We start from the raw sequence: 26,585 nt of genomic DNA on the forward strand, positions 1-26,585 counted from the left end.
CCGAACTGTTATCACTAGGATAAATACAAATGAACGCACTGAACGACCAACTCAAAACCCTCCGCTTGAGCCATGCAGTGAAAGCGTTAGAGCAGCAACAAGAACAACTAAGCACCTACGCAGAGCTGAATTTAGAGGAAAGGCTAAGCCTACTTCTGGAAAGTGAAATTTTGAATCGCAATCAGACAAAAATCCAACGCTTAAAACGACAAGCCAAACTGAGAGTGGATGCTCAACCGAGCCAACTCATCTACAAGGAGGGACGAAATTTCAATCGCTAACAGATGAGCGAACTTCTAACGGGCAGTTATCTACATAAGCACCAGAACATCTTGACCACAGGCCCAACAGGTGCTGGTGAAACGTATGTTGGCTGTGCACTGACAACCAGTGCCTGCGACCAACAACACACGGTCAGATACTACCGATTAACTCGCCTGCTTGATGACCTGACCGCAGGTAGCCTGGATGGCAGCTATCAGAAGCAACTACAATCGTTGGCTAAGAAAGCTCTACTAATCCTCGACGACTGGGGGGATGGAAAAACTGACTCAAGAGCATGCTGGTCACTTGTTAGAAGTGCTTGAAGACCGTTACCAAAACAGCAGCACAATCGTCATCAGCCAGTTACCTGTAAAGGAGTGGTACAACATGATCGGCAACGCCACTGTTGCAGACGCTCAAATGGATCGCGTAGTTCACAATAGTCATCGATTAGAACTGGGAGGTGAATCAATGAGAAAACTGGCGCAATCCGATCACTTAGAGTAAAAATAGGAAGAGAGAAAAACGGCAGGATCAAGTGATCGGAATAAACCGAAACGAGCGATCGCAATCACCGAAATACGCAATACTTCATTCATTTTCATAAGCTTAAACACCCTGAACAGATGCATGCCGCTGAAGTTGTCTCCTTTCTTTCTCATTTAGCTAATCAACAAAAAGTAGCCATCAATACTCAAAAGGTAGCTCTCAATGCTCTAGCCTATTTATACAATCAATTTATTAAGCAACCTCTAGGAGACTTAGGGTTTAGCTATGCGACTCGGTCTCGAAAAATTCCTAGCGTACTCAATCATGCGGAAGCTATCTCGGTGATCAATGAAATAGATCCTAAATATCAACTGTTTTTTCGCTTGTTGTATGGTTCAGGTTTGAGAGTATCGGAATGCCTGAGGCTTCGAGTACAAGATATAGATCTAAAACAAGGGTCTCTCACTGTTCACAATGGGAAAGGAAATAAAGACCGAGTGACAATTTTAAGTTTTTCACTCACTGAAGCTATACAAGACAAAATTTCACAAGTTGCAGTTCTGCTCGCTAAAGATAACTTGAATGGGTTTGGGCCATCTTTGCCTCACCGATTAGGTAAAAAATACCCTAGTGCCTATCGACAACTTGCTTGGATGTACCTATTCCCATCAAAATCCGTCACTCAACACTCTGAGTCGGGGATCGTATGCCGACACCACCTACATGATTCGGTACTCCGAAAAACGCTGAAGAAGGCGACTAACTCTAATAAATTGCGCCACAAGCGAATTAGTTGTCATACTTTCAGGCACAGTTTTGCTACGCAACTTCTAAAGTCAGGCTCCGATATCAGAACGGTTCAAGAGCTACTGGGGCACAGTGATGTTAAGACAACTCAGATTTACACTCACGTTATTGGGCAACACTTTAGTGGCACGACTAGCCCGCTAGACGGCTTATAACGAAACTCCCTCATCGATAGTTGAACCTTGGCTTGATGGCTTCTGTCTGACAAGGTTGTCTGATATGGTGGCGGCAGAACTTCAGCAATTGTTTAGATAGTATTGAATATGAAAACACTAACCATACTTGATGGCGGCATGGGCCGAGAACTCAAAGAAATTGGCGCGCCATTTTCTCAACCGCTTTGGAGTGCTCAAGCGCTGATTGAAGCACCCGAATTTGTTAGCCAAGCGCATCAAAACTTTGTCGATGCAGGTGCTGAAATCCTAATCACCAATAGCTACGCCTGTGTGCCTTTTCATTTGGGTGAAGAGCTGTTCGAGCAACGCGGTTTTGAACTAGCCACACTGTCTGGTGAGCTGGCTAAAGCAGTTGCTAACAATGCTTCTCACACCGTAAAAGTGGCGGGCGCGATTCCACCGCCATTTGGCAGCTACCGACCAGACTTATTTAAGGTAGAAGAGGCAGCGCCAATCATTCAAACGCTTTACGATGCCCAGGATCCAAACATCGATCTTTGGATAGCGGAAACCATCTGCAGCCTGCAAGAGTTCGAATCCATTCATGCGGTACTTAAACAGTCCGATAAGCCTTGTTACTACGCATTCAGTTTGGAAGATACCAAGGGCGATTCTGCCAATATTCGTTCTGGCGAGAGCGTAACAGACGCCATCAAACTTGCCTGCCAATCAAACGCGACAGGCATTATGTTTAACTGTTCAGTGCCTGAAGTGATGGATCAAGCCATTATCGATGCCAAGAAAGTGATCGATGAGCTAGGCAGTGATTTAGAAGTTGGTGTCTATGCCAACAATTTTGCGCCTATCAGCAACGAACATGAAGCGAATGATATGTTTCAGGAGATGCGTGAGCTGGATGGCCAAGGTTACTTAACTTACGCTAAACGCTGGCATGCACTGGGCGCGAATATTATCGGTGGCTGTTGTGGCATCGGGCCAAAACACATTAAAGCCCTAGCCGATTGGAAACACTCAATACAGAGCTAATCCTGAGCTTCAACTAGAATAAAATAAATAGAGAACAGGTTGAGAAATCTGTTCTCTATTTGTATGTGACGTCTCTGAGTACACTGATACAAAACAACGATTTGGAGTAACTGATGAGCGACACGCAACGAAAAATTAAATGGGGTATCGCAGGGCTAGGCAATATCGCCAATCGATTCGCTACCGCAGTCACAGAGCATTGTCTGCATGGTGAGCTTGATGCGGTTGCCGCCAGAGATCACTCACGCGCAGCCACGTTCGCCAACAAGTTTGCTTGCGACAAGGCTTATGGTTCTTATGAAGAGATGGCGAATGACCCAAGTGTTGAAGCGGTTTACATCGCTACGGTTCACCCATACCACCAGCCACTCACTGAGTTGTTTCTAAAGAATAAAAAACATGTATTGGTCGAGAAGCCGGCTTTTACCAACCTTGCTGACTGGCTTGAGATGAAAGCTCTCGCCAAGCAAAATGGCGTGATGCTGTTAGAAGCAATGAAAACCGTGGTGTTTCCCGCATATCGTGAGCTCCAATCATTCTTGGTCGATAACAACATTCAGATAGATTCAATCGAAGCTAGCTTTGGTAATCATCATGACTATGAGCCCGATTTGTTTATCTTCAATCCGGATTTGTCAGGCGGAGCAACACTCGATGTTGGGGTCTATGGGCTTTGGTTCTTTTACGATCTGTGCCGAACGCTGGGTGTAAACCCTTCAAAACCTCAGGTAGAGATGTCGTGTCTTTATGAGGGAGCGAATGTTGATACCAATGCATGCTTTACATTCTCTGGTGATATAAGCGGTAAGATATCGGCATCAACAGTGCAAAACCTTCCCCGATCAGCACACTTGAGTGGACCTGAAACCAAAATCACCATTCACGAAAAATGGTGGAATCCGGCCTTTATTGAGATTGAACATCAAGGCAAAAAGTCGACCATTAACTACCGAGTGATAGGGAATGGATTCGAGTTTGAAATCGACCATTTTTCAGATTTGGTGCTTCAAGGCAAAACTGAATCGAATATCCTGAGCTCAGAGATAACCTCTCGAGTTCTCGATACGATGGAAAACGCACTGATTGATTCTGGCTATTCACATTTAACTCAACCTCGTCGTTAGGAAAAGCAAATTGGGCAACCTTAAGCGTAAGCTTGAACTGTATGAAAAGATATTTCAGGCTTTTGGGCCTGGAGTATCACATTGTCAGGTCAACCAACTGGCCACACTGCTGCACGTGAGTGAACGTCACGTTCAGACCTTACTCAAAGCGATGACAGCACAAGGCTGGATTGAGTGGCAAGCTAGCTCAGGCCGCAGCAAGAAGGCACAACTCACGTGTCTGGTTGAACCCATTGAGGCGTGTTACCAATACGCACAAACCCAAGCTGACGCAGGCAACATAGAACAGGTGTTTAGCACCTTGAGCTTCAACGGCCGCAATGCTGGCACTGAGTTGCAAGCCTTTCTAAGCAATACCAATCCGTCGACGCAGAATATCGCGTACATCCCGTTTCACCGAGAACTCGAAGCGCTTCACCCTCAACGCGTGCTTAGACGCACCGAACGCTTCTTAGTGATGCAAGTTTGCCAACGCCTAACCTCCGTTAAGCACGGCAAACTCAGCGGCGATCTGGCTTATCATTGGCAGCCTAATCAAGATGCGACACAGTGGCACTTTCAGATTCGCAATGGTGTTCACTTTCATAACGGTCGAACACTCGAACCTCAAGACATAGCACGCAACCTTAACTCTCTCTGCCAAAGCAAAATATGGCGTCGCTGTTATCAGCATATTGATGAGGTCTCTGTCTTGGCAGGCAATGTGGTTGTCGTGAAATTGAATCAACCTGATTGGCATTTACCGCGCCTACTTGCTAGGGCTGAAGCCTCCGTATTCGATCACTCATCACCGACTGATAGGCTGATTGGATCTGGCGCGTTCTCATTAGACATCTTCTCAAGCAAGATGTTGAGATTGAGCCGCAATAGCGCCTATTCACACAGCACGCCGATTCTGAATCGAGTCGAGTTGTGGGTCTATCCTGAATGGGCACAGAGCAAAGCCTGCGCTCAAAATCAGGTGTGCGTGAAACTGCCCGAGAAAACGACCAGCGTGCGTGGCGATGACCATTCTTCCCAACCGGATTTCGGCTCAACCTTCTTTAAGATTCAAAGCCCGATGTTGTCTTCAACCGTTCGTGAGTTCACCGTTGAAGACACCTCTGAATGCCAAGCCCTTTTCGATCAGTTGTCAGTGTCTGGCGACCACAAAACCAGCGTGGAATATGGGCACTACCTAACTCACTACCTAACTACCAAAGACGTCGCGCTGTGCAGTATTATTGATGAGAACAACACCTTCACTTCGTGGTTAAGCTTTTTCACTCGCTTCCCGTTTGAGGACTTAACTTTACCTGCTGAGATACTAGAGACAATCGAACAAGGCTTAGCTTCAATAACAAACCAACCAGACTTTGAGTTAGCGATGAATGCACTGTTGTCGCTCCGGCATTGGTTGCATGAATCTGGGGTTGTGGTTGAGCTCAAGCAAGAGGCGTTCAACTTAGAGGTTTCTGAAAAGATACACGGCGCACAAGTAAATGGTTTCGGTTGGTGCGAACTCGACAAGCTGTGGATTAGCCATTTGTAAGCGTATTTCGTAGCTGAATGTATTTCACAACCTAGCCCAACCAAGCTGCAACCAATCATTATGTTCAGTCACAGCGTAGGTCGAATAGGCTAAGGGTTAGCTCACTAGCGATAATTCAGACTCTTTATAGATACGGTTAGCCACTTTGTATGCAGCCGGAGACATCAGTGTCTCTTTGCATCTGCGCTTAAATTGCTCGACTTCAATCGTTTGTTCTTCCAGTAAATAGCACAGCTCACTCAAGTAGTTAGCTTCAAACACAGCTTGACCAAGTGGTGTGCATTCGTATCGGCTAGACTCTTGGTAGCCAATCGCGGTCAACACTGATTCTGGCAGTTCCCAGAACTTAGCAATGGTGTAAGTCAGGCGAATAGAGTAGCTGTTCATCAGGCGCTTCAATGCCAACGAGTTAGGTGGAACAGAAGGATCAACATGCTTGAAGGCTTCTACCATCATCTGGAAAATGATCATCTTGCCTAAGTTGCGAATTAACCCAACAAAGTATGCCGCTGCTTGATCTTCTTGAGGTGAAGAGTCTTTCATCAACTCCTTAGAAAACGACGCGGTTTGAACACTGTGATTCCAAATTTTCTCACCGAAGTGACGCCAGTAAATATTGTTCCCCGGCGTGAAGTTCTTCATATAGCTATTCACCACCCCTTCAACGAGCCCTTGAGAACCCATATTTAAGAATGCTGTTTTTAGGTCGGTAACCTGTTTTTCACTGCGTTTGTAGAAGGCGCTGTTAGCCAGTTTAATCACATCGGCAGCCATACTCGGCTCGCGCTCAATCACTCTTAACAATGCATCGACATCAAACTCGTCGCTCTGTAATTCTGCCATTAACGTGGTTACAGAGGCTGGCATCACTGGCAGTTCATTAAGCAGGGCTTTTGGAGAGCGAATCAAACGTTCGATCTGACAAGCGACAAAATCACTAAATGGGTCTGACTCCGTTCGAAGGCGAGACTCTCCAAACAAATAATCAAGGAACTCACCATCGTGAAGGCTAAGCGTCTTATCGACGATTAATGATGATGGTTGAGCTGAAGAAGGCGGAACAAAGATTGAAGACCGAACAGAATCAGTAGCAACGGTTTGTTGTTGCTCTTTTTGGACAGGCTCTGCAGAGGGTTTGTTTTTTGAATCAACAAAAGGCGAGAATAGTGCCTGCAATACCCTTTTAAACATCAATACGGCTCCTAGATGAATACAACATAGATAGGGATATATAACGGCGGTGATTATCGCACAGTTAATTAATAAACCACACAGTGACAAATGAATCATTAACTTTTCAGCTGTATAGGATCTGTTACTCAACAGCCTTCGAGACTAGGCCTCCTGTATTCGCCAGAAACAAAAAAGCGAGCACATGATACTGGCTCGCTCTTACATAGATTAGATGCGAGACACTGTCTAAAGTTAGCTCTGAGCGACTTCCAACACGATCTTACCAACGTGTTTTTTCTTTAAGAATTCATCTTGCGCTTTATGAATATCGGCCAGCGGGTAAGACTCTGCGACGATGGCGCCAATCTGCTGCTTCTCAATACGGTCGACTAGATTTTGGAATACCTGTGGCTCTAAAACCGTGCAACCAAAAAAGCTGAGATCTTTGAGATACAAAGTTCGGACATCAAGATCAACCATAGCGCCACCAATTGCGCCAGATACGGCATAACGGCCATGTGGTTTCAGCACTTCAAGGAACTCAGGCCACTTGTCACCTGCCACCAAATCGATAACCACATTGACGCTACTTTCGCCTAACGCTTTAACCAAATCCGCATCACGGGCAATCACTTCATCAGCGCCAAGTTCAAGTAACTGTTGGTTCTTACTTGGGCTAGTGATGGCAATAACATACGCGCCGCGAGCTTTTGCTAGCTGAATAGCCGCAGAGCCCACACCGCCCGATGCACCTGAGATAAGCACGCGATCACCCTCAGCCACATTGGCGCGCGTCAGCATGTTTTCTGCGGTCGAGTAAGAGCATGGGAAAGACGCTAGCTCAACATCCGACATGGTGCTGTTCACCGCGTATGCATGCTTAGCTGCCACTTTGGTGTATTCAGCGAACCCACCATCGCACTCAGAACCGAAATACCATGGCTGTGGCAGATCTCGTCCGTATACTTCTGTTAAACAAGGTTCGATAAGAACACGCTCACCAATACGGTCAGCAGAGACTTCATTACCGACTGCTACGATGAAACCACACACGTCAGCACCTTGGATACGAGGGAACTTCAACGCTTCACCCGACCAACTTGCATCGTCTGAGTCATCGCTTTTTGAGTACCAGCCGATTCGTGTGTTGATATCGGTATTGTTAACGCCTGCGGCCATCACCTTGATTAACACTTCATTAGGTTCAATTTGAGGAACAGCGATATCTTCACGGTAACCCAGCATTTCTGCCCCGCCGTGTCCTAGCATCTCTGCGCCTTTCATTGTTTTGGGGATTTCAAAATTCATACTGTTTCCTTGAGTAATTTTGTCACCATATTCTGTGCCGATGCCACTGCTTCTTCGCCCAATACTGGCCACGCGCTTGATACGCCTTCATGAAGTAAAAACAGCGGTGTCGCGAGATCCTCTCGCAGGCTCTGCTGGCCTATTAGCAAACGAACTTGTTCTTTATGCTGTGTAACCGCTTGGCTGATAAGCTCATTATCGGGAAACGCAGCCATCGCATTCATCGACATGCACCCATGTGGCGCATACTCTTCTAACCATTGTTGGAGCTTGTTGAAGATATGAGTAACCGATGCGAGCCCCTTTTCAGGCGACGTTTCCAACAAGAAATCTAAGTAGCGTTGGTGTCGATATTCCAAGGCACCAACGATCATCGCTTCTTTTGAAGGGAAATGTTTATACAAGGTTCTTAGGCTTACATCGCACGCCGTTTTCAGCTGTGCAACGCTCGGCTCAGCAAAACCTTGCTGGCTAAATGCCACCTCTAAGCTTGCTGCAATCTGTTCTCTCAACATAGTGCTCTCTCAATACCCGACAAAGGGTAGAATGATTGTTCTACCTACAGGGTAGAACGATCACTCTACCCCTGTCAATATCCAAATTTACACACCAAGAAATGATAAATTCCGCGCCAAACAGGACACGGAATTTATCAATACAGATGAGAGACTTAGCGTTTAAGCTGGAGTCGACTGCGTATCGTCACCAGAACAGATAAAGCGCCGCAAAGTACCAACACCCCCCCTAAATCTTGAATCATTCCCGCTAAAGCGAGCCCTGAGCCGATCAAGGTGTAATACATCAAACCAAACAGTGCACCTGCACTTCCTGCTTGAGATTGGTAACGTACCAACGCTCGGCTCAATACATTAGGGATCGCAATACCAAATGCCATGACCACCAGCATCATCGGAAGTAAAAACCATATTGAGTGTTGTGAAAAATAGACACCCACCGCACCTAATGTTTGAAGCCCTGCCGCGATACCAATCAGAGACATTGAAGACACTTGTCTCTTCAACAATGTCTTGTTCACCAAGCTTCCCAACAGAGTCCCGAACCCAAGCACAATGCCGCTGTAGCCAAACTGCTCAACGCTAAATCCAAGTTGAATGAAGGCAAATGAACCCAATTGATAATAGGAAAATAGCGCAATATTGAACGACGCGACCAGCAACGCAGACATCCATATATCGCTATCTTTGACCATGTGAATACTGAGTGACTTTAACTGCAATGGCTGCTTAGATTGTTGCGTTTCAGGCAATGACCATAGGCTATGTGCCAACAGCACTAACACCATAATAAACAGGGCAATAAACACATATTGATGCCCGCCCGCTTGGCTTAATTGACCGCCAAGAAGCAGCCCGATGATTGGGCTAATCGACAGCCCCATTCCCATGTAACCAAACACCTTGGCCAGTTCAGCGCCGCTAAAAGCATCTCGCAGCATGGTTTGTGTCACAACCGAGCCAACCGCAAGCCCGAAAGCGCCCATGGCTCTGGCTATCATCAACCAAACAAAGCTATTGGTTTGCATAGCAATGAGTGCTGAACAAGCGAATAACCCCAAGCCCAGTAACATGGTTGGTCGGCGCCCCCATTTGTCTGCCAATATGCCCCATACCACAACACCGAGCGCAAACGCTGAGAAGTAGATCGAGAGGGTTTGCGCCGCTTGTGCGTAACTCACATCAAAGGATTTCGATATTGAATCCAGAGTCGGGCTATAGATGGTTTCTGCGATTTGAGGGAACATCAGCAATAGCACCATTTGCCATAAAGAAGGTTTTGTTTTCATCATTTTTCCAAGACCAGTGAACTTGACGAGGAGTCTAGGGGAAACTAACCTTGGCTCGTTAACAACATTAAAACCAAAAACAACAAGATTGGGACAAATGGCATTAATCAGCGAAACCACTGAGTTTGATGCAGACAGCTTACCTGCGCCCGTAATAGGGATTGCCGCAGAGCTCGGTCAGCATGACTCAGGAATACATCACCACATAAAAGGACAGCTGCTGTATGCTCCGCAGGGTTGCATCACCTTGACCTTAGAAAACGCCATTTGTATTTTGCCGCCAACCAAAGCTGCATGGATCCCGCCCTATACCAAGCATCGCGCGCAGATGACCAATGTGGTTGCTTATAGGTCGCTCTATTTTGATAGCAGTATTTACACCTGCCCAGAAATGATTGAGGTTGTGGAAGTGAACGAGCTTTTAAAAGCCCTGATCAATAAGATGGCTTTCTGGAATTGGGACATTGCCCGCGAGCAAACCACCAATACCGCCAACCTATTCTGGGAAGAGTTTTACAGCGCTAACCAACACTCGTTTATCTTGCCACTACCGACAGATCGCCGCTTTAAAAGCTTTTGCAAACGAGTCCGAACCGCTTCCTTTCTTGCCCCAGCCCTGTCGACATTAGCGAACTCGATTGGCGCAAGCACCAAAACGATTACTCGATTATTCAAAGCCGAAACAGGCATGACTTATCAAGAGTGGCGACAGCAATGGCGTTTGTTTAAAGCAATTGAACTGCTCTCAGAAAATCGACAAGTCGGTGATGTGGCACATCTGCTAGAGTTCTCATCCAACAGTGCGTTTATCGCTTTTTTCAAACAGCAAACCGGACAAACCCCGTTGGCCTTTACCAAGTTAGCAGCGTGATTATTGTTATCCAAACTCTGAAGTTTTACTGAGCTCAGATACAAAAAACCAGAACATGAGTTCTGGTTTTTAAAAGTATTTTAAAGCTAGATGCCGTCGTTACTTGGTATAGAAAGCGCGTTTCAATGCCATCTCTAAACCACGAACTTCAGCTAAGCCTTTCAATCGACCAATCGCCGAATAACCTGGGTTAGTTGTTTTCTTTAGGTCATCCAGCATTTGATGACCGTGATCCGGACGCATTGGAATTAAGCGGTGATCGCCCACTTCTGCACGACGATTTTCTTCATCCAAAATAGCCATCACAACGTTGTACATGTCCACATCACCATCGAGGTGGGCTGCTTCGTGGAATGTCATTGGGTTGCTCTCTTCACGCTTAGTTGAACGCAGGTGCGTAAAGTAAATTCGGTCACCGTGCTTTTTGATCATGTTGACCAAGTCATTGTCGCCACGAACACCGTATGAACCCGTACACATCGTCAAGCCATTCATTTTGCTTGGTACATGCTCGGTCAACCAATCAATGTCTTCGATCGTTGAAACGATGCGAGGCAAGCCTAGAATCGGACGCGGTGGATCGTCTGGGTGAACCGCCATCTTCAAGCCATTCGCATCACAGATAGGCATCAGCTCAGCGAGGAAGTAAGACATGTGCTCACGTAGCTTGTCTTTGTCGATTCCCGCATAGCGATCTAGCTGTGCTTGAAACGCTTCTAGTGTGTAACCTTCTTCAGCGCCTGGCAGGCCAGCGATGATGTTATTGGTCAGTTGCTGAATTTGCTCTGGCGTCATGTTGTTGAAGTAATCCAACGCTTGAGCTTGCTCTGATTCTGAATAGTCCGATTCTGCACCTGGGCGCTTCAAGATATGCAGCTCAAATGCCGCAAACGCGATTTGGTCAAAACGCAGTGCGCGCGAGCCATCAGGCATTTCAAATTCTAAATCGGTACGCGTCCAGTCCAACACGGGCATGAAGTTATAACAAACCGTATCGATGCCACACTCAGCAAGGTTAGACAGAGTTTGCTTATAGTTATCAATCCACTGCTGGTAGTTGCCAGTTTGAGTTTTGATCTCTTCGTGCACAGGCACGCTTTCTACAACCGACCACGTTAAACCTTTCTCTTCGATAATGGCTTTACGCTTGAGGATTTCTTCTTTTGTCCAAACTTCACCATTTGGAATATGATGCAGTGCATTCACAATACCAGTTGCGCCCGCTTGACGAATATCGTCTAGCGAGACTTGATCATTAGGGCCGTACCAACGCCACGTTTGTTCCATGAGACTTACCTTTCTTTAAGACGCACTTAGCCGGCTCGAATTAATCAAGCTAAATGCAATAACGACTTCTTAATGGCAGCAATGACAATTACTGCCCGAGATAGCACCGGTCTACGCCGGTCTAAAGACGATTACCTATCTACAACCTATTGAATGAATCAGCTTTCAAGAGGAGCCTTGTCGCTGAATTCAACATTAGCTTCAGAACTAGCTTTCTGAGCTAAGCAGCACCACTGGGTTGGAGCTAAATAAGTAACCATCAAAGTTTGGGTCATCAATGTCTGACAGCGCTAACAAACGCTGTTTAACATTCTCAAGGTGTTGCCACATTGCGTTCTTAGCAGCGACAGGGTCTTTGCGCTGTAAGGCGGCGAGGATACGAGCGTGATCATCTAACCATTCTTCACGGTAATCTTGACCACTGATGTGAGAGTGGAGTTTATTCCACATTGGACTCTTTTCGCGTCGATCCCAGGATTGTTTCAACATATCTACCAGCACAGAGTTTTGAGTTGCCTCTGCAATACACATGTGAAATCTTTCATCTCCGCTGCAATCGGTAGTGCCGCTTGCAAGCTCTTCGCGCTCGAGTTCGAGTGCAGAGCGCATCTTAATGATGTCGCCCGGAGTGACCTGAGTTGCCGCAAACTCCGCGATATTACTTTCCAGTAATTGGCGGGCCTGCAGCATCTCGAATGGACCAGCGTCATCGCTGACCACATTCTCGCGAGAATGAGTAGGAATGTTCAGGACATAAACACCTGACCCTTTTTTTACCTCAACTAAGTTTTCAAGCTCTAGCATGATGATCGCTTCACGCACTACAGTGCGGCTTACATCTAGACGATCAGCAATATCGCGTTCTGGAGGTAACCTATCTCCGACCTTATACAGGCCTTCAATCAGTTCTTTTCTTAGTACTAACCCTATCTCCTGATAAGGTCTTTTCGGCTCGAAAGGCATCATGATGATATTGTCACTTCTTTCCATTGTATTTCTCTCGCCATCATAATGACCAAATATAATTGGTCAACCTCTATATCTTAAAATGCAGTAACACCTTGTTTTTGTATTACTCTTTTTTCTATATTTGCTCGTTATTCAACAGCCTGAATACGGTCAATCAATGCGCTCAATTCTGGGTCCGCTTTATCTAGCGCGTCGTACATAGGTTGAACCGCTAGTGCGAACGCAGCCTTGTCTGGTTCCACAAAAGTAACGCCCATTTTCTCGGCTTTAGCACGCTCTTTTGCTTCCGATTCAGCCCACAATTTTTTCATCAATTCAGATGAATCACTTGCCGCCTTCATTAGCGCACCTTGTTGTTCTGCAGTCAGTTTATCGTATGCTTTGGTTGAGATAACCAACACATCCGGAACCATCGTGTGCTCATCTAAGCTGAAGTATTTAGACACTTCACTGTGACGGCTCAAGCTGAAAGAAGGAATGTTATTTTCAGCCGCATCTACGACACCTTGCTGCAGTGCTGTGTACAACTCACCGTAAGCTAGTGGCGTTGGGTTACCGCCTAACGCTTTCACCATCGCAATTGCTGATGGGCTTGGTTGAACACGAACTTTCAAACCTTTCAGATCTTCTGGTGTGTTAATTGGCTTATTGGTATAGAAGCTACGCGCACCAGCGTCGTAGTAAGTCACACCAATAAAGCCGCTATCACGAGAAGAGTTAAGAATGTCACGGCCTACTTCACCATCAGTCACACTGTAGTAGTGCGCTTGATCGCGGAATAAGTAAGGCATGTTGAATGATGAATAAGCAGGAGAAAAAGCTTCTAGCTCAGCAGCATTACTTTTCACCATATCTAAAGCGCCGTTCTGCATCAGCTCCATAGATTCACGCTGTGTACCCAATTGAGCATCAGGGTAAATACGAATACGCACCTCACCATCAGTCAATTCACGTACTTCTTTCGCCATAAACGTCATCGCTTCATGTACTGCATGGTCACGAGGGTGGTTATGGCTCAGTTTCAATGTTGTCGCTGCATAAGCAGAAGCTGTTGCTCCAAAAGTCAAAGCAGCACCGACAACCGCACTAATCAAAGTTTTACGCGTCATCATCATTCTTATTCTCCGTGGATTGGTTATCCAAAATGTAGGGTGTTTTTTGTTATGGGTTCATATTGGGGCTCAAAAAAGGAACCGTCAAAGCTGAAATTAAAATTGATTGACCAAAGTTACAATAAAAACCCATAAATTGGTCAACCAAAATCATTTGTGAAGTTGCTCACGCCAACCAAAAAATGAATAGCTTATGATTCAGCCAGATTTTTGAACATCCCATCCCTACATAGAAACAATTTCTTACATTGGTAAACCAATTGTTATGAGATACGCAATTTTGTTGAAAGGAAATAAACATGAATAAATTGGTCAGTTACATAAATAGAGGGTTGGCCGCCTTTACAGTGTCTCTATCGTCTTTCTTGGTGCTATGCGTGATATGGCAGGTTCTATCCCGCTATGTTATTGGCAAACCAAGTACTGTTACCGACGAGCTCGCTCGTTACCTCTTTATGTGGGTAGCCCTGATTGGTGCTGCTTACACAACAGGTCTGAAACGCCACCTTGCCATCGACCTACTTACGATGAAGCTGACTGGCAAACGTAAATTAATCAACGAAATCATTATCCAAATAGCCATCGCTTCTTTCTCTTATATCGTTCTGGTACACGGTGGCAGCCAACTTGCAGCTAAAACACTTGCGATGGGACAACTGACTCCCGCTCTAGGTTTAGAAATGGGCTACATCTACTTCTGCTTACCGGTTAGTGGCGCTTTGATGATTTTTTACTCAGTCGTATTTACCTACGAACGCGTTAAACAATTAATGTCAGGTGACGATTTGATCACCGACTCACAACTTGATTGATAGAAGGATTTCACAATGGAATGGCAAGTAATACTGACATTATTCGGTAGTTTCGCTGTACTGCTTACAATCGGTGTACCGGTCTCTTTTGCGATTGGTTTATCGTCACTAGCAACCATCTTAATGAGCTTACCGCTTGAGCCTGCAATTGCTGTAGTTGCTCAACGTATGGCGGCAGGCCTTGATAACTTTGCACTATTAGCAATTCCGTTCTTCATTTTGGCGGGCAACATCATGAACCAAGGCGGCATCGCGCTGCGTTTGATCAACTTCGCGAAAGTGTTGGGTGGTCGTCTACCAGGTTCACTCGCCCACGTAAACGTGATGGCAAACATGATGTTTGGGTCTATCTCAGGCTCAGCGGTTGCATCGGCTGCTGCAGTTGGTGGCACTATGTCTCCTCTGCAAAAGAAAGATGGATATGACGAAAACTACTCGGCTGCGGTAAATATTACGTCATGTCCTGCGGGCTTGCTTATCCCACCCAGCAACACGCTGATCGTGTTCTCATTAGTTTCTGGTGGTACCTCTATTGCAGCATTGTTCTTAGCAGGCTACATCCCAGGCCTATTGATGGGGCTGAGCATCATGATGGTGGCAGGTATTATCGCGAAACGTCGTGGCTACCCAGTCGCAGCTCGTCCTTCCACATCAATGGTATGGAATACCTTCCTAAAAGCAGCACCTTCTTTAGCACTGATCGGCATCATCATGGGCGGCATCATTGGCGGTATCTTTACTGCGACTGAGGCTTCCGCAATTGCTGTGGTATACACGTTTGTTTTAGCTGTGCTTGTCTACCGCGAAGTGAAATGGGGTGATATTCCAAAGATCATCCTTGAGTCTGCAGTAACAACATCTATCGTTCTATTACTGGTTGGCGCATCAATGGGCATGTCTTGGGCAATGGCGAACGCCGATGTACCTTACATGATTGCCGATGCTCTACTCGCGGTTTCCGAAGACCCACTAATGATCCTACTGATTATCAACGTGATTCTGTTGATTGTTGGCATCTTTATGGATATGACCCCTGCGGTTCTTATCTTCACACCAATCTTCTTACCAATCGCGCTAGACCTAGGCATCGACCCTGTGCACTTCGGCATCATGATGACCTTCAACCTTGCTATCGGTATCTGTACACCGCCAGTAGGTAGTGCTCTGTTCATCGGTTGTTCGGTTGCCAACATTGCCATCGACAAAGTCATCAAGCCTTTATTGCCATTCTATGCCGCACTTATTGCAGCCCTAATGGCCGTTACTTTTATCCCTGAGCTGAGCTTGTTCCTACCTGAATTGGTACTGGGCTACGGTTCGTAATTTGGTCACAGATAGATTCTAAGACTGCTAAACACTCAAACGCTTTATCAAATAATAAAATCCCGCTGGTTCGCTGGCGGGAAAAGGAACTGAATAATGAAGACTGTTGCTAACTCTACGCTGCCAAACACTGTACTACGACCTGACTACGACCGTTCAGCACTCCAAAGCCGTATCGTGCACCTTGGCTTCGGTGCATTTCACCGAGCGCATCAAGCGTTGTTCACCAATGAAATGCTCAGCAAGACCAGCACTGATTGGGGTATTTGCGAAATTAACCTATTCGGAGGCGAAGACTTAATTGAATCACTTCGCACGCAAGATCACCTTTACACGGTTGCTGAAAAAGGCGCTGAATCCACAGACGTTAAAGTGATCGGCTCAGTGGCCGAATCTCTTCACCCAAGCCTAGACGGCATCGAAACCGTATTAGAAAAAATGGCCGAACCTCAAGTGGCTATCGTTTCTATGACCATCACAGAGAAAGGCTACTGCGCAGACCCAGCGACAGGAAAACTCGACAAAAATAACCCATTAGTCATCGCTGACCTAGCTAACCCAAGCGAACCTAAATCAGCATTAGGTTACATTGTGCAAGCGCTCAAAATTCGACGTGAACGTGGCTTAACACCATTCACGGTCATGTCTTGCGATAACGTGCAAGAGAACGGTCATGTAGCAAAAGCAGCGATCATTGAGTTTGCTCAACTGCTTGACCCAGAATTACGTGATTGGATTGAAACCAATGTCACCTTCCCATGCACCATGGTTGACCGTATCGTACCCGCAGCAACAGAAGAAACACTGACAGAAATTGCAGAACTGCTTGGTTGTGAAGACCCATGTGGCATCGCCTGTGAACCCTTTCGCCAATGGGTGATTGAAGATAACTTTGTGGCAGGTCGTCCAGATTGGAATGTCGCTGGCGCAGAGTTCGTAGAAGATGTGGTGCCTTACGAAGAGATGAAACTGCGTATGCTCAATGGCAGTCACTCTTTCCTTGCTTACCTTGGATACCTTGGTGGCTACGACCATATTTCCGACACTATGACGGATGCTGGCTACCGAAAAGCCGCTTTTGACATGATGATGAAATCACAGGCACCTTCGTTAACGATGCCTGAAGGGACTGATTTAGAAGGTTACGCAACCTTGCTGATCAACCGCTTCACTAACCCAAGCTTGAAGCACAAGACGTGGCAGATTGCGATGGATGGCAGCCAGAAGATCCCTCAACGTATGGGTGGCAGCTTACGATTCCATTTAGATCAAGGCTCAGATTTCTCGTGGCTTGCAACCGCCATCGCTGGCTGGATGCGCTATGTATCTGGCGTTGATGAGCAAGGCAATGAGATTGATGTCCGCGATCCAATGGCAGACACACTTCGCCAGATCTGCGACCAGCATGGACTCAATGTTTCTGTGGTTCCAGCATTACTTGCGGTTGAAGCGATTTTCCCTGCCGAGCTAGGCCAAGACCCGCAGGTCATTGATGCGGTAAGTTCAGCGTACCAATCATTAATTGAACACGGTGCCGTTGCGACCGTGGCTGCGTTATAAGGAGTACAAACAATGAAGAATTTCTTATGTGAAGACTTTTTACTGTCGAATGAGACTGCACGTCGTTTGTACCATGAACACGCAAGCCACCAGCCGATTTATGACTATCACTGCCATCTAAACCCGGCAGAAGTGGCTCAAGATCGTCAGTTCGAAAACATGTCTAAGATTTGGCTTGAAGGTGACCACTACAAATGGCGTGGTATGCGTTCAGCAGGGATTGATGAGCGTCTGATTACTGGAGGCGCAAGCGATTATGATAAGTTCATGGCCTGGGCTAGAACCGTCCCTCAAACCTTGGGCAACCCACTTTACCATTGGACTCATTTAGAACTACGCCGCCCATTTGGTATTACTGGCACTCTCTTTGGTCCAGAAACCGCAGACCAAATTTGGCACGAAGGCAACGAGCTATTAGCGACACCAGAATTTAGTGCTCGCGGCATCATGAAGCAGATGAATGTGGTGATGGCTGGTACGACAGACGATCCAATTGATTCTCTTGAACACCATAAGGCGATCGCTCAAGACAATTCATTTGATGTACAAGTGTTACCAAGCTGGCGCCCAGATAAAGCCTTCAAAATCGAACTCGACACCTTTGTCGATTACCTGCGCCAACTTGGTCAAGTAGCCGATATCGAGATCCGTCGATTTGATGATCTGTTGAGTGCGCTAGACAAGCGTTTAGTCCACTTTAATGCCCATGGCTGTCGTGCGGCTGACCACGGTATTGAAGTGGTTCGCTACGCACCTATTCCATCAGAATCGGATTTGGATGCCCTGTTAACTCGACGCCTCAATGGCGAAACGCTCACCGATCTAGAATGTGCGCAGTTTTCAACAGCGGTTCAGGTGTGGTTAGGCAAGCGCTACGCCGCAATGGGTTGGGTAATGCAGCTTCACATTGGTGCTCAGCGCAATAACAACACGCGCATGTTCCAACTGTTAGGCGCAGATGCAGGGTTTGATTCGATCAGCGATAAGACGTTTGCCTTCGAATTGGCTCACCTGTTAGACGAAATGGATCAAAGCAACGAGTTACCTCGCACCATTCTTTACTGCTTAAACCCTCGCGATAACGAGATGATGGCAACCATGATTGGTAACTTCCAAGGTGGCGGCATCGCGGGCAAAGTTCAGTTTGGTTCTGGTTGGTGGTTCAACGATCAGAAAGACGGCATGCAACGCCAAATGGAACAGTTATCTCAACTTGGTCTGCTTAGCCAGTTTGTCGGCATGCTGACTGACTCTCGCAGCTTCTTGTCGTACACACGCCACGAATACTTCCGCCGAATTCTGTGTGACATGCTTGGTCGTTGGGCTGAAAACGGCGAGGTACCAAACGACATGTCACTGCTTGGCCCTATGGTCGAAGACATCTGCTTTGGTAACGCAAAACGCTACTTCGAAGAGAGGGCGTAACCGATGAAACATATCGCCATTATTGGTGAGTGCATGATCGAACTGAACGGCAAACCGTTCGGCTCAATGCATCAAACGTTTGGCGGGGACACACTCAATGCTGCGGTCTATCTAAGCCGCGGCTGCGAGGCCAACCTCAATCAAGATGACATAAAAGTGTCCTACGTCACGGCTTTGGGCGCAGACCCGATTAGCAAGGGAATGTTAGAACGCTGGCAACAAGAGGGGGTGTCGACGGACCTTGTTCTACAAGACAGCCAACGTACTCCGGGTCTATACCTAATTCAGCTTGATGACGCAGGTGAACGTACCTTTCTGTACTGGAGAAACCAGTCGGCTGCACGCTACCTGCTACAGCACCCAGATTTCAATCAGATAAAGCAGGCACTGCGCAATGTCGATATGGTCTTTCTCAGCGGGATCACATTAGCGATTCTGCCTGAACAAGATCGTATCGAGCTATTGAACATCTTGGTTGAGTTGAAGGCACAAGGTGTTGAGATTGCCTTCGACAGTAACTTCCGCCCTGCACTTTGGCCACAAGACGAAAACCAAACCGTCAAAAACAGCTACCAGGCCATGTATACATTGACGGATTTAGCGTTGGTCACATTCGATGATGAACAATTAATTTGGGGCGATAGCTCTCCAGAACAAACTATCGAACGTCTAACGACGCTGGGTGTTAAGCGATGCATCGTCAAACTGGGTGCAGATGGCTGTCTCATTCAAGATGCCACCATTCAAAGTAACATACACCCAGATTCTGGTGCCGCTTCGGCTCCACTAGCGGTGCCAACCCTGCCTGTTGATCATGTCGTTGATACGACCTCGGCAGGAGACTCATTCAATGGCGGATTTTTATCGGCTTACCTTGCGGGCGAAGACTTATTTAAGTCATGCCAGCGCGGCAATGCCATGGCAGGCGTCGTTATCCAACATCGTGGTGCCATTATTGCAAAAGAACTAACTCAAGCGGCCATCACAGCCATTTAAGGAATACCAATGTCTAACATCAAACAACAACTGAAAACACTGAAAGTTATCCCTGTGATCGCTATCGACAACGCTGAAGACATCATCCCTCTGGGTAAAGTGTTAGCTGAAAATGGTTTACCTGCAGCAGAAATTACATTCCGTTCGGAAGCTGCAGTTGAAGCTATTCGTCTACTTCGTGAATCACAACCAGATATGTTGATCGGCGCAGGCACTGTGCTCAATCGTGAGCAAGCTATTGCGGCTAAAGAAGCAGGCGCAACGTTCGTCGTCTCTCCTGGATTTAATCCAAACACGGTAAGAGCCTGCCAAGAGATTGGTATTGATATCATTCCTGGGGTCAACAACCCGAGTACAGTAGAAGCCGCTCTAGAAATGGGCTTAACCACATTGAAGTTCTTCCCTGCTGAAGCATCAGGTGGCATCAACATGGTTAAGTCACTTCTTGCGCCTTACACGGATATTGAAATCATGCCGACCGGTGGTATCAACCCAAACAACATTAAAGACTACCTAGCGATACCTCGCGTGCTCGCATGTGGCGGTACTTGGATGGTGGATAAGAAGCTGATTGAAGAAGGCAATTGGGAAGAGCTGGCTCATTTAACTCGTGAAGCCGTCAAGTTAGTCAATTAAACCTAGTGCAATAGCATTTTGACGTTATATCTAGCCCTCCTTTTGGAGGGTTATTTTATGGTTGAGCATTATTCTTTCAAAGTTAATATTTAATCGTGCTCGATAGCATCTTAAAAATAAAGGCTAAATATGGAAAACTGGATAACACAAGGAGTTGGCGGCCTGGCTTTTTGTATCGGTGTAATGGCCTTTTGGCAAAAAGATGATATGCGTTTTCGCTACCAGATGATGATCTTTTGTTTTGTAATGAGTATCCATTTCATATTAATGGGCGCCATAGTGGCGGCTATAGGCGTAATTATTAATGCTATTCGCAGCTATGTATCGATAAAAACTCAATCGCGCAAAGTGATGTGGTTCTTTATTGGCTTGATGTGGTGCATGACTTTACCCAACATGAATCATTTCTTTGAATTTATTACGGTTGTTGGTTCATCCGTTGCGACATGGGCACTCTTTTCAAGACAAGGCATCGCATTGAGGTCCTTGATCTTATTCAATTCTTTCTGTTGGGCTAGCCATAACATTTGGATTGGTTCGATTGGCGGGTCCTTTGTCGAAATCACCTTTATTGTCACCAACATGGTCACTATCTATCGTTTACATCAACGCAGATTGTTAACTATAAAATAGGCAATATATTTTTTATTCTAAATTTAAAATATGGAAGTAATACATCACTAATTAAATGGGGGATTAATTGGATATCAAAAAATTAAATCTAGTTAAGTTTACGTTATTTAAACTTCGTCAATATATTTCCAATACTAAATTGAATTAAATCACCAATTAAATTTATATGGTGATCCAAACCTTTAGTTTGACCTATTTTGGTTAACCAATAGTCCATTAATTATTAAAATTGGTCATGTACTTATTATTATACTAACAATAGGATCGTGACCATGAAGCGTCTTACCCTGACACCTATAGCAATCGCGTTGCTTCTTGCAGGATGTAACTCATCTGATAGCGACAATAACTTCCAGCAACCCCAAGTTCACTCTCGTGTTCATGATGTATTGAACGTTGAGGGCTACCAATTCCGAGATTCTAACGGTAATGGAACACTGGAGCCTTTTGAAGACTGGCGATTATCTCCAGAAGAGCGAGCAGCAGACTTGGTTAGCCGCATGACGCTAGATGAGAAAGCCGGCATGATGCTCATTGACACCTTAAACTCGTCCAAAGGTGGGCTCGTTAGTAGTAAAGGACAAGACATGATTGGCGATGCCCAAATGACGCGCTTTATCTTCCGTAACAGCGTAGTTGAAACACCTACCAATGCGCCTGATTGCGATTCAGGCCGTTCAGGTTGTCAGATAACCCCAACAGAAGCTGCCCAGTTCATGAATAGTGTTCAAGAACTGCGTGAACAGACGCGAATGGGTATCCCCGCTCTATTCAAATCCAATGCTCGTAACCACATAGATCCATCAGCTAAAGCAGGGATCAACGTTTCTTCAGGTGCCTTTTCTGCTTGGCCTAAAGAGGCAGGTTTAGCAGCCACTCGCGACATGGATTTAATCACTGAATTTGCAGGTATCATGAATGAAGAATGGTCTTCAATTGGCCTACGCAGTATGTACGGATACATGATGGATTTGGCGACAGAACCTCGTTGGTACCGAGTACACGAAACCTTTACCGAAGATGCAGATTTAGCGTCTGACATTATGCGCTCACTTATCAAAGGGTTGCAGGATGGCGGTGAGGTCAACGAAGACAGTATCGCGCTAACCATCAAACACTTCCCTGGTGGCGGTCCACAAGAAAACGGTGGTGACCCACATTATGACTTCGGTAAAAACCAAGTCTATCCAAAGAACAATTTTGATTACCACCTAAAACCGTTTATTGCTGCGATTGAGGCTGGCGCTTCTTCAATCATGCCTTACTACGGCATCCCTGTAGATCAAAAGTGGATGCCAAACGATGTTGGTATGTCCTTCTCAAAAGGCATTGTTACCGACCTTCTCAGAGACGAATTGGGCTACACAGGTAACGTGAACTCAGATACCGGCATTATTGGCGATCGTGCATGGGGTGTGGAACACAAAACGATTGATGAGCAGGTTGCCATGGCGGTCGAAGCTGGAGTCGATGTTCTTTCAGGTTTCCATGATAAAGAAGTCATCGTGAAACTCGTGGAAAAAGATCTGCTTACCGAAGAGCGTGTCGACCTATCAGTCACACGCTTACTTGAAGAACAATTCAAGCTTGGCCTTTTCGAAAACACTTACGTTGATGAGAAAAAAGCCCAAGAGATTTTAGGCAACGAGAAGTACCAAGAACGCGCTGATTACGCACAGAAAAAGTCTGTCGTCTTACTTCAAAATACCAATAAGACTTTACCTCTAGCTGAATCAACCGCACAAAATCCTGTTGCTCTGTATGTCATGGGAATGGACGAAAACATTGCAGGAGACGACAAGTACAACTTTACCGTGACTTCCGGAGATTACGAAGCGGGAGAAACGCGTCCACCAGTACCAGCCGATACGGACTATGCGGTTATTCGTGTTCGCGTATCTAACGAAGGCTCAGATCCTGATCTTATCTTTGGTGGCGCGAACCCAGATGAACTCGATATTCTTGCGTTCAGTGAAATGGCTACAGCTGCATCTTGGCATATTGAACCAAGCCTAAGCGACATTAAAGCCGTTATGAACGAAGTGGGCGCTGACAAAACGGTATTGTCCATCAACTTTAGACAACCCTTCGTGCTAGACGATCAAAGTAATCTTAAGCAAGCCGGTGCCGTGATCGCCACATTTGGTGTCTCGGACAGCAACCTAATGGAAGTACTTTCAGGCAACTTTGCTCCTCAAGGAAAACTGCCATTTGCTTTAGCGAACAGTGCCCAAGCCATTCAAAACCAAGACTCAGACTACCCTGGGTATGATCAAGCCGACACCCTTTACCCGTTCGGACATGGTTTAAGTTACGAATAATATTTGAGCTAATTCAGGCAGTGTTGAGCACTGCCTTTCCTTCTTAGATACCAAGGACAAAGTCATGGAACATATCTTACAACTGGGTTGGGATGATCACGCTATTCCACATAAAATCTGGATAGAACAATACTACGATGGGTGTCGTATCTGCTTGAAAGTCGTAAAAGACGTTGAGCCAGAAATGCTCTCATTGATTGTTCCAAATATTGATGTGCAAACCACTCATAAGGCGTGGCAAGGCAAAGCGACGAACATTACACCAGCCTATGATGACGGCGTGTTGTTCACTCAAACTCGCTCGCTATTCAATTTGCCTCATGGCTGCGTGATTTGGGCGGTAACACATATCCAGATGCAAAACGGCTTAAAAATGTCGGCAGACAAATTGTGCTTCGTACCAAAATACAGCAATCAAGATTCTTGTTTTAAGGTTCCAGCATAACGTAACAACAAGCCGAGTCGCTTATCCAACTTGGCGCTAACCTGCGAAGAACCATAAAAAAGGCCAGCGTATACACGTTGGCCTTACTTCTGTCTGTCTGTCTGTCATCAGGATTAAGCACTAATCAATCAACACCAACGAATCGATGGCATTGGATTCATTTAGATATCTCATTCTTGGCGGGCATTTGGCACCCGTAATAAGACAATGCTCATTCGAAAAAGACGAAATAAATTTTAAAAAAGTTATTTCGCCGTTTTGATCATCGTAGCTCGCAGTTTACAGCTGAGGTTCTTGGGTCTTATTGACGATTAGGTCGCGAAGCCATTTGTGACTTGGTTCAGAGTCAAAATAACGATGCCAAAGCAAAAACAAACCACCGGGAACCAACTCAATGGGAATCGGTTTCATCACCAGTTCGCCACTCTCAATATAGTCACAAACCGAGTTGTACGGATAACACATTAACAAATCGCTTTGCTTGCACAGCTTTACTGCGCTGGTGATGTCCGACACGTTGGCGGCTTTGTTAATTTGAAGCTGTTTGGCTTGCAAGATCTCCAGAAGCAACCAGTCGCCAACGCCACCAGTGACTAACTGAATATGACGGTATTTAAGGAAGGCTTGCAGGTTCCAATCTTCCTGGAGCACCGGGTGATCATTACGCATCAAACACACAGAGTAATCTTGCAGCAATTCGACATGGTTTAACTCAGCAGGGATATTTTGAATGTGGGTGCTAGCCCTTTCATCGAGCTCAAAAATTCCAATCCCAAAATCGACCTCACGCTTTAGTAGGCGCTTAAAGGTTTCGCTACTCCAAGTAGTACTGTTTACCGTAATGTTCGGCGCATCTGCTAGCGCGTTAGGCATAAATTTAGGGTAGATCGCGGTATAAGCGGTTTCAACAAGATCGATATTAAAAGTGCGTTCGCTGTCTTTCGGCTCAAAAATGTCCGGCACGGTTAGCTGTTCAACTTGCAAAAGGATCTGATGAATCTTAGGCGCTAAAGAAGTAGCTTTCGGGGTTGGAAACAGACCTTTAGATTCGCGCTCAAATAGCGGGTCATCAAACAAAGTTCGCAGCTTGGTGAGTTGTTTACTCACCGCAGACTGACTAAGGAACAATCGCTCTGCCGTTTTGCTCACGCTGCGCTCTTCAAGCAACACGTGTAAACACAGCAGTAAATTCATATCACATTTGAGTAAGCTTTTAACATCTACCATGATATTCCTTAGATTCAGATTAATGATGACTTTATGTCACTTTAAATCATATCACAAACTTGTTAATTTAAGCCCATGTAACCTATGAGTTAATAACTCAAAAAATAATAGACCTAAGGAATACTCATGAACTTTCTAGCACTCCCTAAGATTGATCTGCACTGCCACCTAGACGGAAGTGTTCGTCCAGACACCATTATTGATCTGGCGAAACAGTACGGAATCGAACTTCCAGAAGACCGTGAAGCGGTAGTAAAGTCTCTAACAGTGCCTGAAGATTGCAAAAACCTTGATGAGTACCTAGCTTGCTTTAGCCTGCCACTGCAAGTGATGCAAACGGAAGAAGCGATTGAGCGTATCTCTTTTGAGCTTTACGAAGACGCAGCACTAGAGAACGTTAAATACCTAGAAGTTCGTTTTGCACCGATTCTTCACGTAAACAAGGGCTTGTCTCTTGATGCAATCATCGCAAGTGCGGTTAAAGGCATGAAGCGTGCAGAAGAGAAATACGACATTAAGGGCAACTACATCATGTCTGTACTTCGTATGTTCCCGAAAGACTCAATCAAAGATGTAATCGACGCTGGTAAACCATACCTTGGTAAAGGCGTGGTTGCGTTTGATATTGCAGGCGGTGAAAAGCCGGGCTTCTGCGCTGAATTCCCTGAGTACACGCAATACGCTATTGAACAAGGCTACCGTGTGACGGTTCACGCAGGTGAGCAATGGCATGGTCAGAACGTTTACGATGCAGTCACACTGCTTGACGCTGAGCGTATCGGCCACGGTGTCCACATCCAAGGTAACGAAGACGCGTACAACATCGTTAAAGAGAAGCAGGTTGCGCTTGAAACTTGCCCAACAAGTAACGTGCAAACTAAATGTATTCACAAATTCAGCGACCACCCAATTGCTGAATTCAAGAAAGACGGCATCGTTGTAACGATCAACACAGACAACCGCACTGTGTCGAACACAACCATGACTAACGAAGTGAAGCGTGTATGTGAAACGTTCGGTCTAACACAAGAAGACTACGCAGAGATCTACAAGTACTCTGTAGAGAGCGCTTTTGCTTCAGACGAAGTGAAACAGCACCTAATGGGTTTCGTTGAGCAAATCTAATTTGAGCAATCTTGATTGCTAAGTAGAAAAACAGGAAGAGAAAGGCTTAGGCTTTTCTCTTTTTTTATGTCCAATTATCCGTATTCTAATATCGATGTTGACGAATGGGATGCAAACAATGAAAACAGAACTCGAGAAAATGCTGTCCGGCGAGATTTTTGATGGGCTTTGTTTCCTAAT

General features: G+C 45.8%; 22 protein-coding genes and 2 pseudogenes. 16 read left to right on the forward strand and 8 right to left on the reverse strand.

Annotated features, from left to right (window positions below):
- The first annotated feature begins 29 nt into the window (after positions 1-29).
- The 5 genes and pseudogenes from istB (at position 30) to AB4209_RS21345 (ending at position 5,378) form a co-directional block, all read left to right on the forward strand.
- Positions 30-771, forward strand: a pseudogene (gene istB, locus AB4209_RS21325) (IS21-like element helper ATPase IstB).
- Positions 772-848: 77 nt separating this feature from the next.
- Positions 849-1,715, forward strand: a pseudogene (locus AB4209_RS21330) (integron integrase); the annotation flags it as partial.
- A gap of 108 nt (positions 1,716-1,823) precedes the next feature.
- Positions 1,824-2,723 carry a homocysteine S-methyltransferase family protein gene (locus tag AB4209_RS21335; RefSeq protein ID WP_372057284.1) on the forward strand — a complete coding sequence of 300 codons (900 nt, stop codon included), beginning with the start codon at positions 1,824-1,826 and terminating at the stop codon, positions 2,721-2,723.
- A 113-nt stretch (positions 2,724-2,836) separates the two neighbouring features.
- Entirely contained in the window at positions 2,837-3,847 is a 1,011-nt protein-coding gene (locus tag AB4209_RS21340; RefSeq protein ID WP_372057286.1) for a Gfo/Idh/MocA family protein, read from the forward strand.
- Between the two features lie 10 nt (positions 3,848-3,857).
- Positions 3,858-5,378 (forward strand): SgrR family transcriptional regulator, encoded by a 1,521-nt coding sequence (locus tag AB4209_RS21345; protein ID WP_372057288.1) that lies wholly within the window; start codon positions 3,858-3,860, stop codon positions 5,376-5,378.
- Between the two features lie 96 nt (positions 5,379-5,474).
- On the opposite strand, the gene AB4209_RS21350 is transcribed toward AB4209_RS21345, so the two are convergent.
- The 4 genes from AB4209_RS21350 to AB4209_RS21365 form a co-directional block, all read right to left on the reverse strand.
- Complete coding sequence (locus AB4209_RS21350) at positions 5,475-6,569, reverse strand: HDOD domain-containing protein (protein ID WP_372057290.1); 1,095 nt, start codon at positions 6,567-6,569, stop codon at positions 5,475-5,477.
- A 234-nt stretch (positions 6,570-6,803) separates the two neighbouring features.
- Positions 6,804-7,859, reverse strand: coding sequence for an alcohol dehydrogenase family protein (locus AB4209_RS21355; protein ID WP_372057292.1), 1,056 nt, complete (start codon positions 7,857-7,859; stop codon positions 6,804-6,806).
- Complete coding sequence (locus AB4209_RS21360) at positions 7,856-8,374, reverse strand: TetR/AcrR family transcriptional regulator (protein ID WP_372057294.1); 519 nt, start codon at positions 8,372-8,374, stop codon at positions 7,856-7,858. The genes AB4209_RS21355 and AB4209_RS21360 overlap by 4 nt, the downstream gene beginning before the upstream one ends.
- 155 nt (positions 8,375-8,529) lie before the next feature.
- Positions 8,530-9,663, reverse strand: coding sequence for a multidrug effflux MFS transporter (locus tag AB4209_RS21365; protein WP_372057296.1), 1,134 nt, complete (start codon positions 9,661-9,663; stop codon positions 8,530-8,532).
- 97 nt (positions 9,664-9,760) lie between these two features.
- Between AB4209_RS21365 and AB4209_RS21370 the strand changes: the two genes are divergently transcribed.
- Complete coding sequence (locus tag AB4209_RS21370) at positions 9,761-10,534, forward strand: helix-turn-helix domain-containing protein (protein WP_372057298.1); 774 nt, start codon at positions 9,761-9,763, stop codon at positions 10,532-10,534.
- Positions 10,535-10,633: 99 nt separating this feature from the next.
- Here the strand turns inward: AB4209_RS21370 and uxuA are convergent, their stop codons facing one another.
- The 3 genes from uxuA to AB4209_RS21385 all read right to left on the reverse strand — a co-directional run bounded on the left by uxuA (position 10,634) and on the right by AB4209_RS21385 (position 13,902).
- A complete protein-coding gene (uxuA, locus tag AB4209_RS21375; protein ID WP_017068145.1) occupies positions 10,634-11,821 on the reverse strand; it encodes a mannonate dehydratase in 1,188 nt (395 codons plus the stop codon).
- Positions 11,822-12,028: 207 nt separating this feature from the next.
- The gene (locus tag AB4209_RS21380) at positions 12,029-12,811 is read right to left on the reverse strand and encodes an FCD domain-containing protein (RefSeq protein WP_017068144.1); all 783 of its coding nucleotides are present in this window, start codon (positions 12,809-12,811) and stop codon (positions 12,029-12,031) included.
- A 107-nt stretch (positions 12,812-12,918) separates the two neighbouring features.
- A complete protein-coding gene (locus AB4209_RS21385; RefSeq protein WP_372057303.1) occupies positions 12,919-13,902 on the reverse strand; it encodes a TRAP transporter substrate-binding protein in 984 nt (327 codons plus the stop codon).
- Positions 13,903-14,201: 299 nt separating this feature from the next.
- Here AB4209_RS21385 and AB4209_RS21390 point away from each other — a divergent pair, with 299 nt between their 5' ends.
- The 9 genes from AB4209_RS21390 to AB4209_RS21430 all read left to right on the forward strand — a co-directional run bounded on the left by AB4209_RS21390 (position 14,202) and on the right by AB4209_RS21430 (position 24,053).
- Positions 14,202-14,714, forward strand: coding sequence for a TRAP transporter small permease (locus AB4209_RS21390; protein ID WP_017068142.1), 513 nt, complete (start codon positions 14,202-14,204; stop codon positions 14,712-14,714).
- A 15-nt stretch (positions 14,715-14,729) separates the two neighbouring features.
- Positions 14,730-16,037, forward strand: coding sequence for a TRAP transporter large permease (locus AB4209_RS21395; protein ID WP_017068141.1), 1,308 nt, complete (start codon positions 14,730-14,732; stop codon positions 16,035-16,037).
- A 96-nt stretch (positions 16,038-16,133) separates the two neighbouring features.
- Positions 16,134-17,597 (forward strand): fructuronate reductase, encoded by a 1,464-nt coding sequence (locus AB4209_RS21400; protein WP_017068140.1) that lies wholly within the window; start codon positions 16,134-16,136, stop codon positions 17,595-17,597.
- 12 nt (positions 17,598-17,609) lie between these two features.
- Positions 17,610-19,022: a glucuronate isomerase gene (uxaC, locus tag AB4209_RS21405; protein ID WP_102394443.1), complete on the forward strand. Its 1,413-nt coding sequence runs from the start codon at positions 17,610-17,612 to the stop codon at positions 19,020-19,022.
- Positions 19,023-19,025: 3 nt separating this feature from the next.
- Complete coding sequence (locus AB4209_RS21410; protein ID WP_372057300.1) at positions 19,026-20,018, forward strand: sugar kinase; 993 nt, start codon at positions 19,026-19,028, stop codon at positions 20,016-20,018.
- Between the two features lie 9 nt (positions 20,019-20,027).
- On the forward strand, positions 20,028-20,654 hold the full coding sequence (locus tag AB4209_RS21415; RefSeq protein ID WP_017068137.1) for a bifunctional 4-hydroxy-2-oxoglutarate aldolase/2-dehydro-3-deoxy-phosphogluconate aldolase: 627 nt from the start codon (positions 20,028-20,030) through the stop codon (positions 20,652-20,654).
- A 129-nt stretch (positions 20,655-20,783) separates the two neighbouring features.
- Positions 20,784-21,287, forward strand: a complete 504-nt coding sequence (locus AB4209_RS21420; protein ID WP_017057788.1) for a YgjV family protein — start codon at positions 20,784-20,786, stop codon at positions 21,285-21,287.
- A gap of 272 nt (positions 21,288-21,559) precedes the next feature.
- On the forward strand, positions 21,560-23,608 hold the full coding sequence (locus AB4209_RS21425) for a glycoside hydrolase family 3 N-terminal domain-containing protein (RefSeq protein ID WP_102398630.1): 2,049 nt from the start codon (positions 21,560-21,562) through the stop codon (positions 23,606-23,608).
- 64 nt (positions 23,609-23,672) lie between these two features.
- Positions 23,673-24,053, forward strand: a complete 381-nt coding sequence (locus AB4209_RS21430; RefSeq protein WP_017057786.1) for a hypothetical protein — start codon at positions 23,673-23,675, stop codon at positions 24,051-24,053.
- A 279-nt stretch (positions 24,054-24,332) separates the two neighbouring features.
- On the opposite strand, the gene AB4209_RS21435 is transcribed toward AB4209_RS21430, so the two are convergent.
- Positions 24,333-25,280: a LysR family transcriptional regulator gene (locus tag AB4209_RS21435; RefSeq protein ID WP_048662505.1), complete on the reverse strand. Its 948-nt coding sequence runs from the start codon at positions 25,278-25,280 to the stop codon at positions 24,333-24,335.
- A gap of 126 nt (positions 25,281-25,406) precedes the next feature.
- Here AB4209_RS21435 and add point away from each other — a divergent pair, with 126 nt between their 5' ends.
- A complete protein-coding gene (add, locus tag AB4209_RS21440) occupies positions 25,407-26,405 on the forward strand; it encodes an adenosine deaminase (protein WP_017061091.1) in 999 nt (332 codons plus the stop codon).
- The last annotated feature ends 180 nt before the right edge of the window (positions 26,406-26,585 follow it).

Source organism: Vibrio sp. 10N.286.48.C11 (genome assembly GCF_041469805.1).
GTDB classification, from domain to species: Bacteria; Pseudomonadota; Gammaproteobacteria; order Enterobacterales; family Vibrionaceae; genus Vibrio; species Vibrio crassostreae_C.

Excerpts from the sequence above, each read along its gene's own strand:
- AB4209_RS21390 (WP_017068142.1), top strand. The coding sequence starts at position 14,202 with ATGAATAAATTGGTCAGTTACATAAATAGAGGGTTGGCCGCCTTTACA.
- AB4209_RS21425 (WP_102398630.1), top strand. The coding sequence starts at position 21,560 with ATGAAGCGTCTTACCCTGACACCTATAGCAATCGCGTTGCTTCTTGCA.
- AB4209_RS21410 (WP_372057300.1), top strand. The coding sequence starts at position 19,026 with ATGAAACATATCGCCATTATTGGTGAGTGCATGATCGAACTGAACGGC.
- AB4209_RS21435 (WP_048662505.1), bottom strand. The coding sequence starts at position 25,280 with ATGGTAGATGTTAAAAGCTTACTCAAATGTGATATGAATTTACTGCTG.
- uxaC (WP_102394443.1), top strand. The coding sequence starts at position 17,610 with ATGAAGAATTTCTTATGTGAAGACTTTTTACTGTCGAATGAGACTGCA.
- add (WP_017061091.1), top strand. The coding sequence starts at position 25,407 with ATGAACTTTCTAGCACTCCCTAAGATTGATCTGCACTGCCACCTAGAC.
- AB4209_RS21380 (WP_017068144.1), bottom strand. The coding sequence starts at position 12,811 with ATGGAAAGAAGTGACAATATCATCATGATGCCTTTCGAGCCGAAAAGA.
- AB4209_RS21360 (WP_372057294.1), bottom strand. The coding sequence starts at position 8,374 with ATGTTGAGAGAACAGATTGCAGCAAGCTTAGAGGTGGCATTTAGCCAG.
- AB4209_RS21370 (WP_372057298.1), top strand. The coding sequence starts at position 9,761 with ATGGCATTAATCAGCGAAACCACTGAGTTTGATGCAGACAGCTTACCT.
- uxuA (WP_017068145.1), bottom strand. The coding sequence starts at position 11,821 with ATGGAACAAACGTGGCGTTGGTACGGCCCTAATGATCAAGTCTCGCTA.
- AB4209_RS21340 (WP_372057286.1), top strand. The coding sequence starts at position 2,837 with ATGAGCGACACGCAACGAAAAATTAAATGGGGTATCGCAGGGCTAGGC.
- AB4209_RS21335 (WP_372057284.1), top strand. The coding sequence starts at position 1,824 with ATGAAAACACTAACCATACTTGATGGCGGCATGGGCCGAGAACTCAAA.
- AB4209_RS21430 (WP_017057786.1), top strand. The coding sequence starts at position 23,673 with ATGGAACATATCTTACAACTGGGTTGGGATGATCACGCTATTCCACAT.
- AB4209_RS21385 (WP_372057303.1), bottom strand. The coding sequence starts at position 13,902 with ATGATGACGCGTAAAACTTTGATTAGTGCGGTTGTCGGTGCTGCTTTG.
- AB4209_RS21420 (WP_017057788.1), top strand. The coding sequence starts at position 20,784 with ATGGAAAACTGGATAACACAAGGAGTTGGCGGCCTGGCTTTTTGTATC.
- AB4209_RS21355 (WP_372057292.1), bottom strand. The coding sequence starts at position 7,859 with ATGAATTTTGAAATCCCCAAAACAATGAAAGGCGCAGAGATGCTAGGA.
- AB4209_RS21350 (WP_372057290.1), bottom strand. The coding sequence starts at position 6,569 with ATGTTTAAAAGGGTATTGCAGGCACTATTCTCGCCTTTTGTTGATTCA.
- AB4209_RS21415 (WP_017068137.1), top strand. The coding sequence starts at position 20,028 with ATGTCTAACATCAAACAACAACTGAAAACACTGAAAGTTATCCCTGTG.
- AB4209_RS21395 (WP_017068141.1), top strand. The coding sequence starts at position 14,730 with ATGGAATGGCAAGTAATACTGACATTATTCGGTAGTTTCGCTGTACTG.
- AB4209_RS21365 (WP_372057296.1), bottom strand. The coding sequence starts at position 9,663 with ATGAAAACAAAACCTTCTTTATGGCAAATGGTGCTATTGCTGATGTTC.
- AB4209_RS21400 (WP_017068140.1), top strand. The coding sequence starts at position 16,134 with ATGAAGACTGTTGCTAACTCTACGCTGCCAAACACTGTACTACGACCT.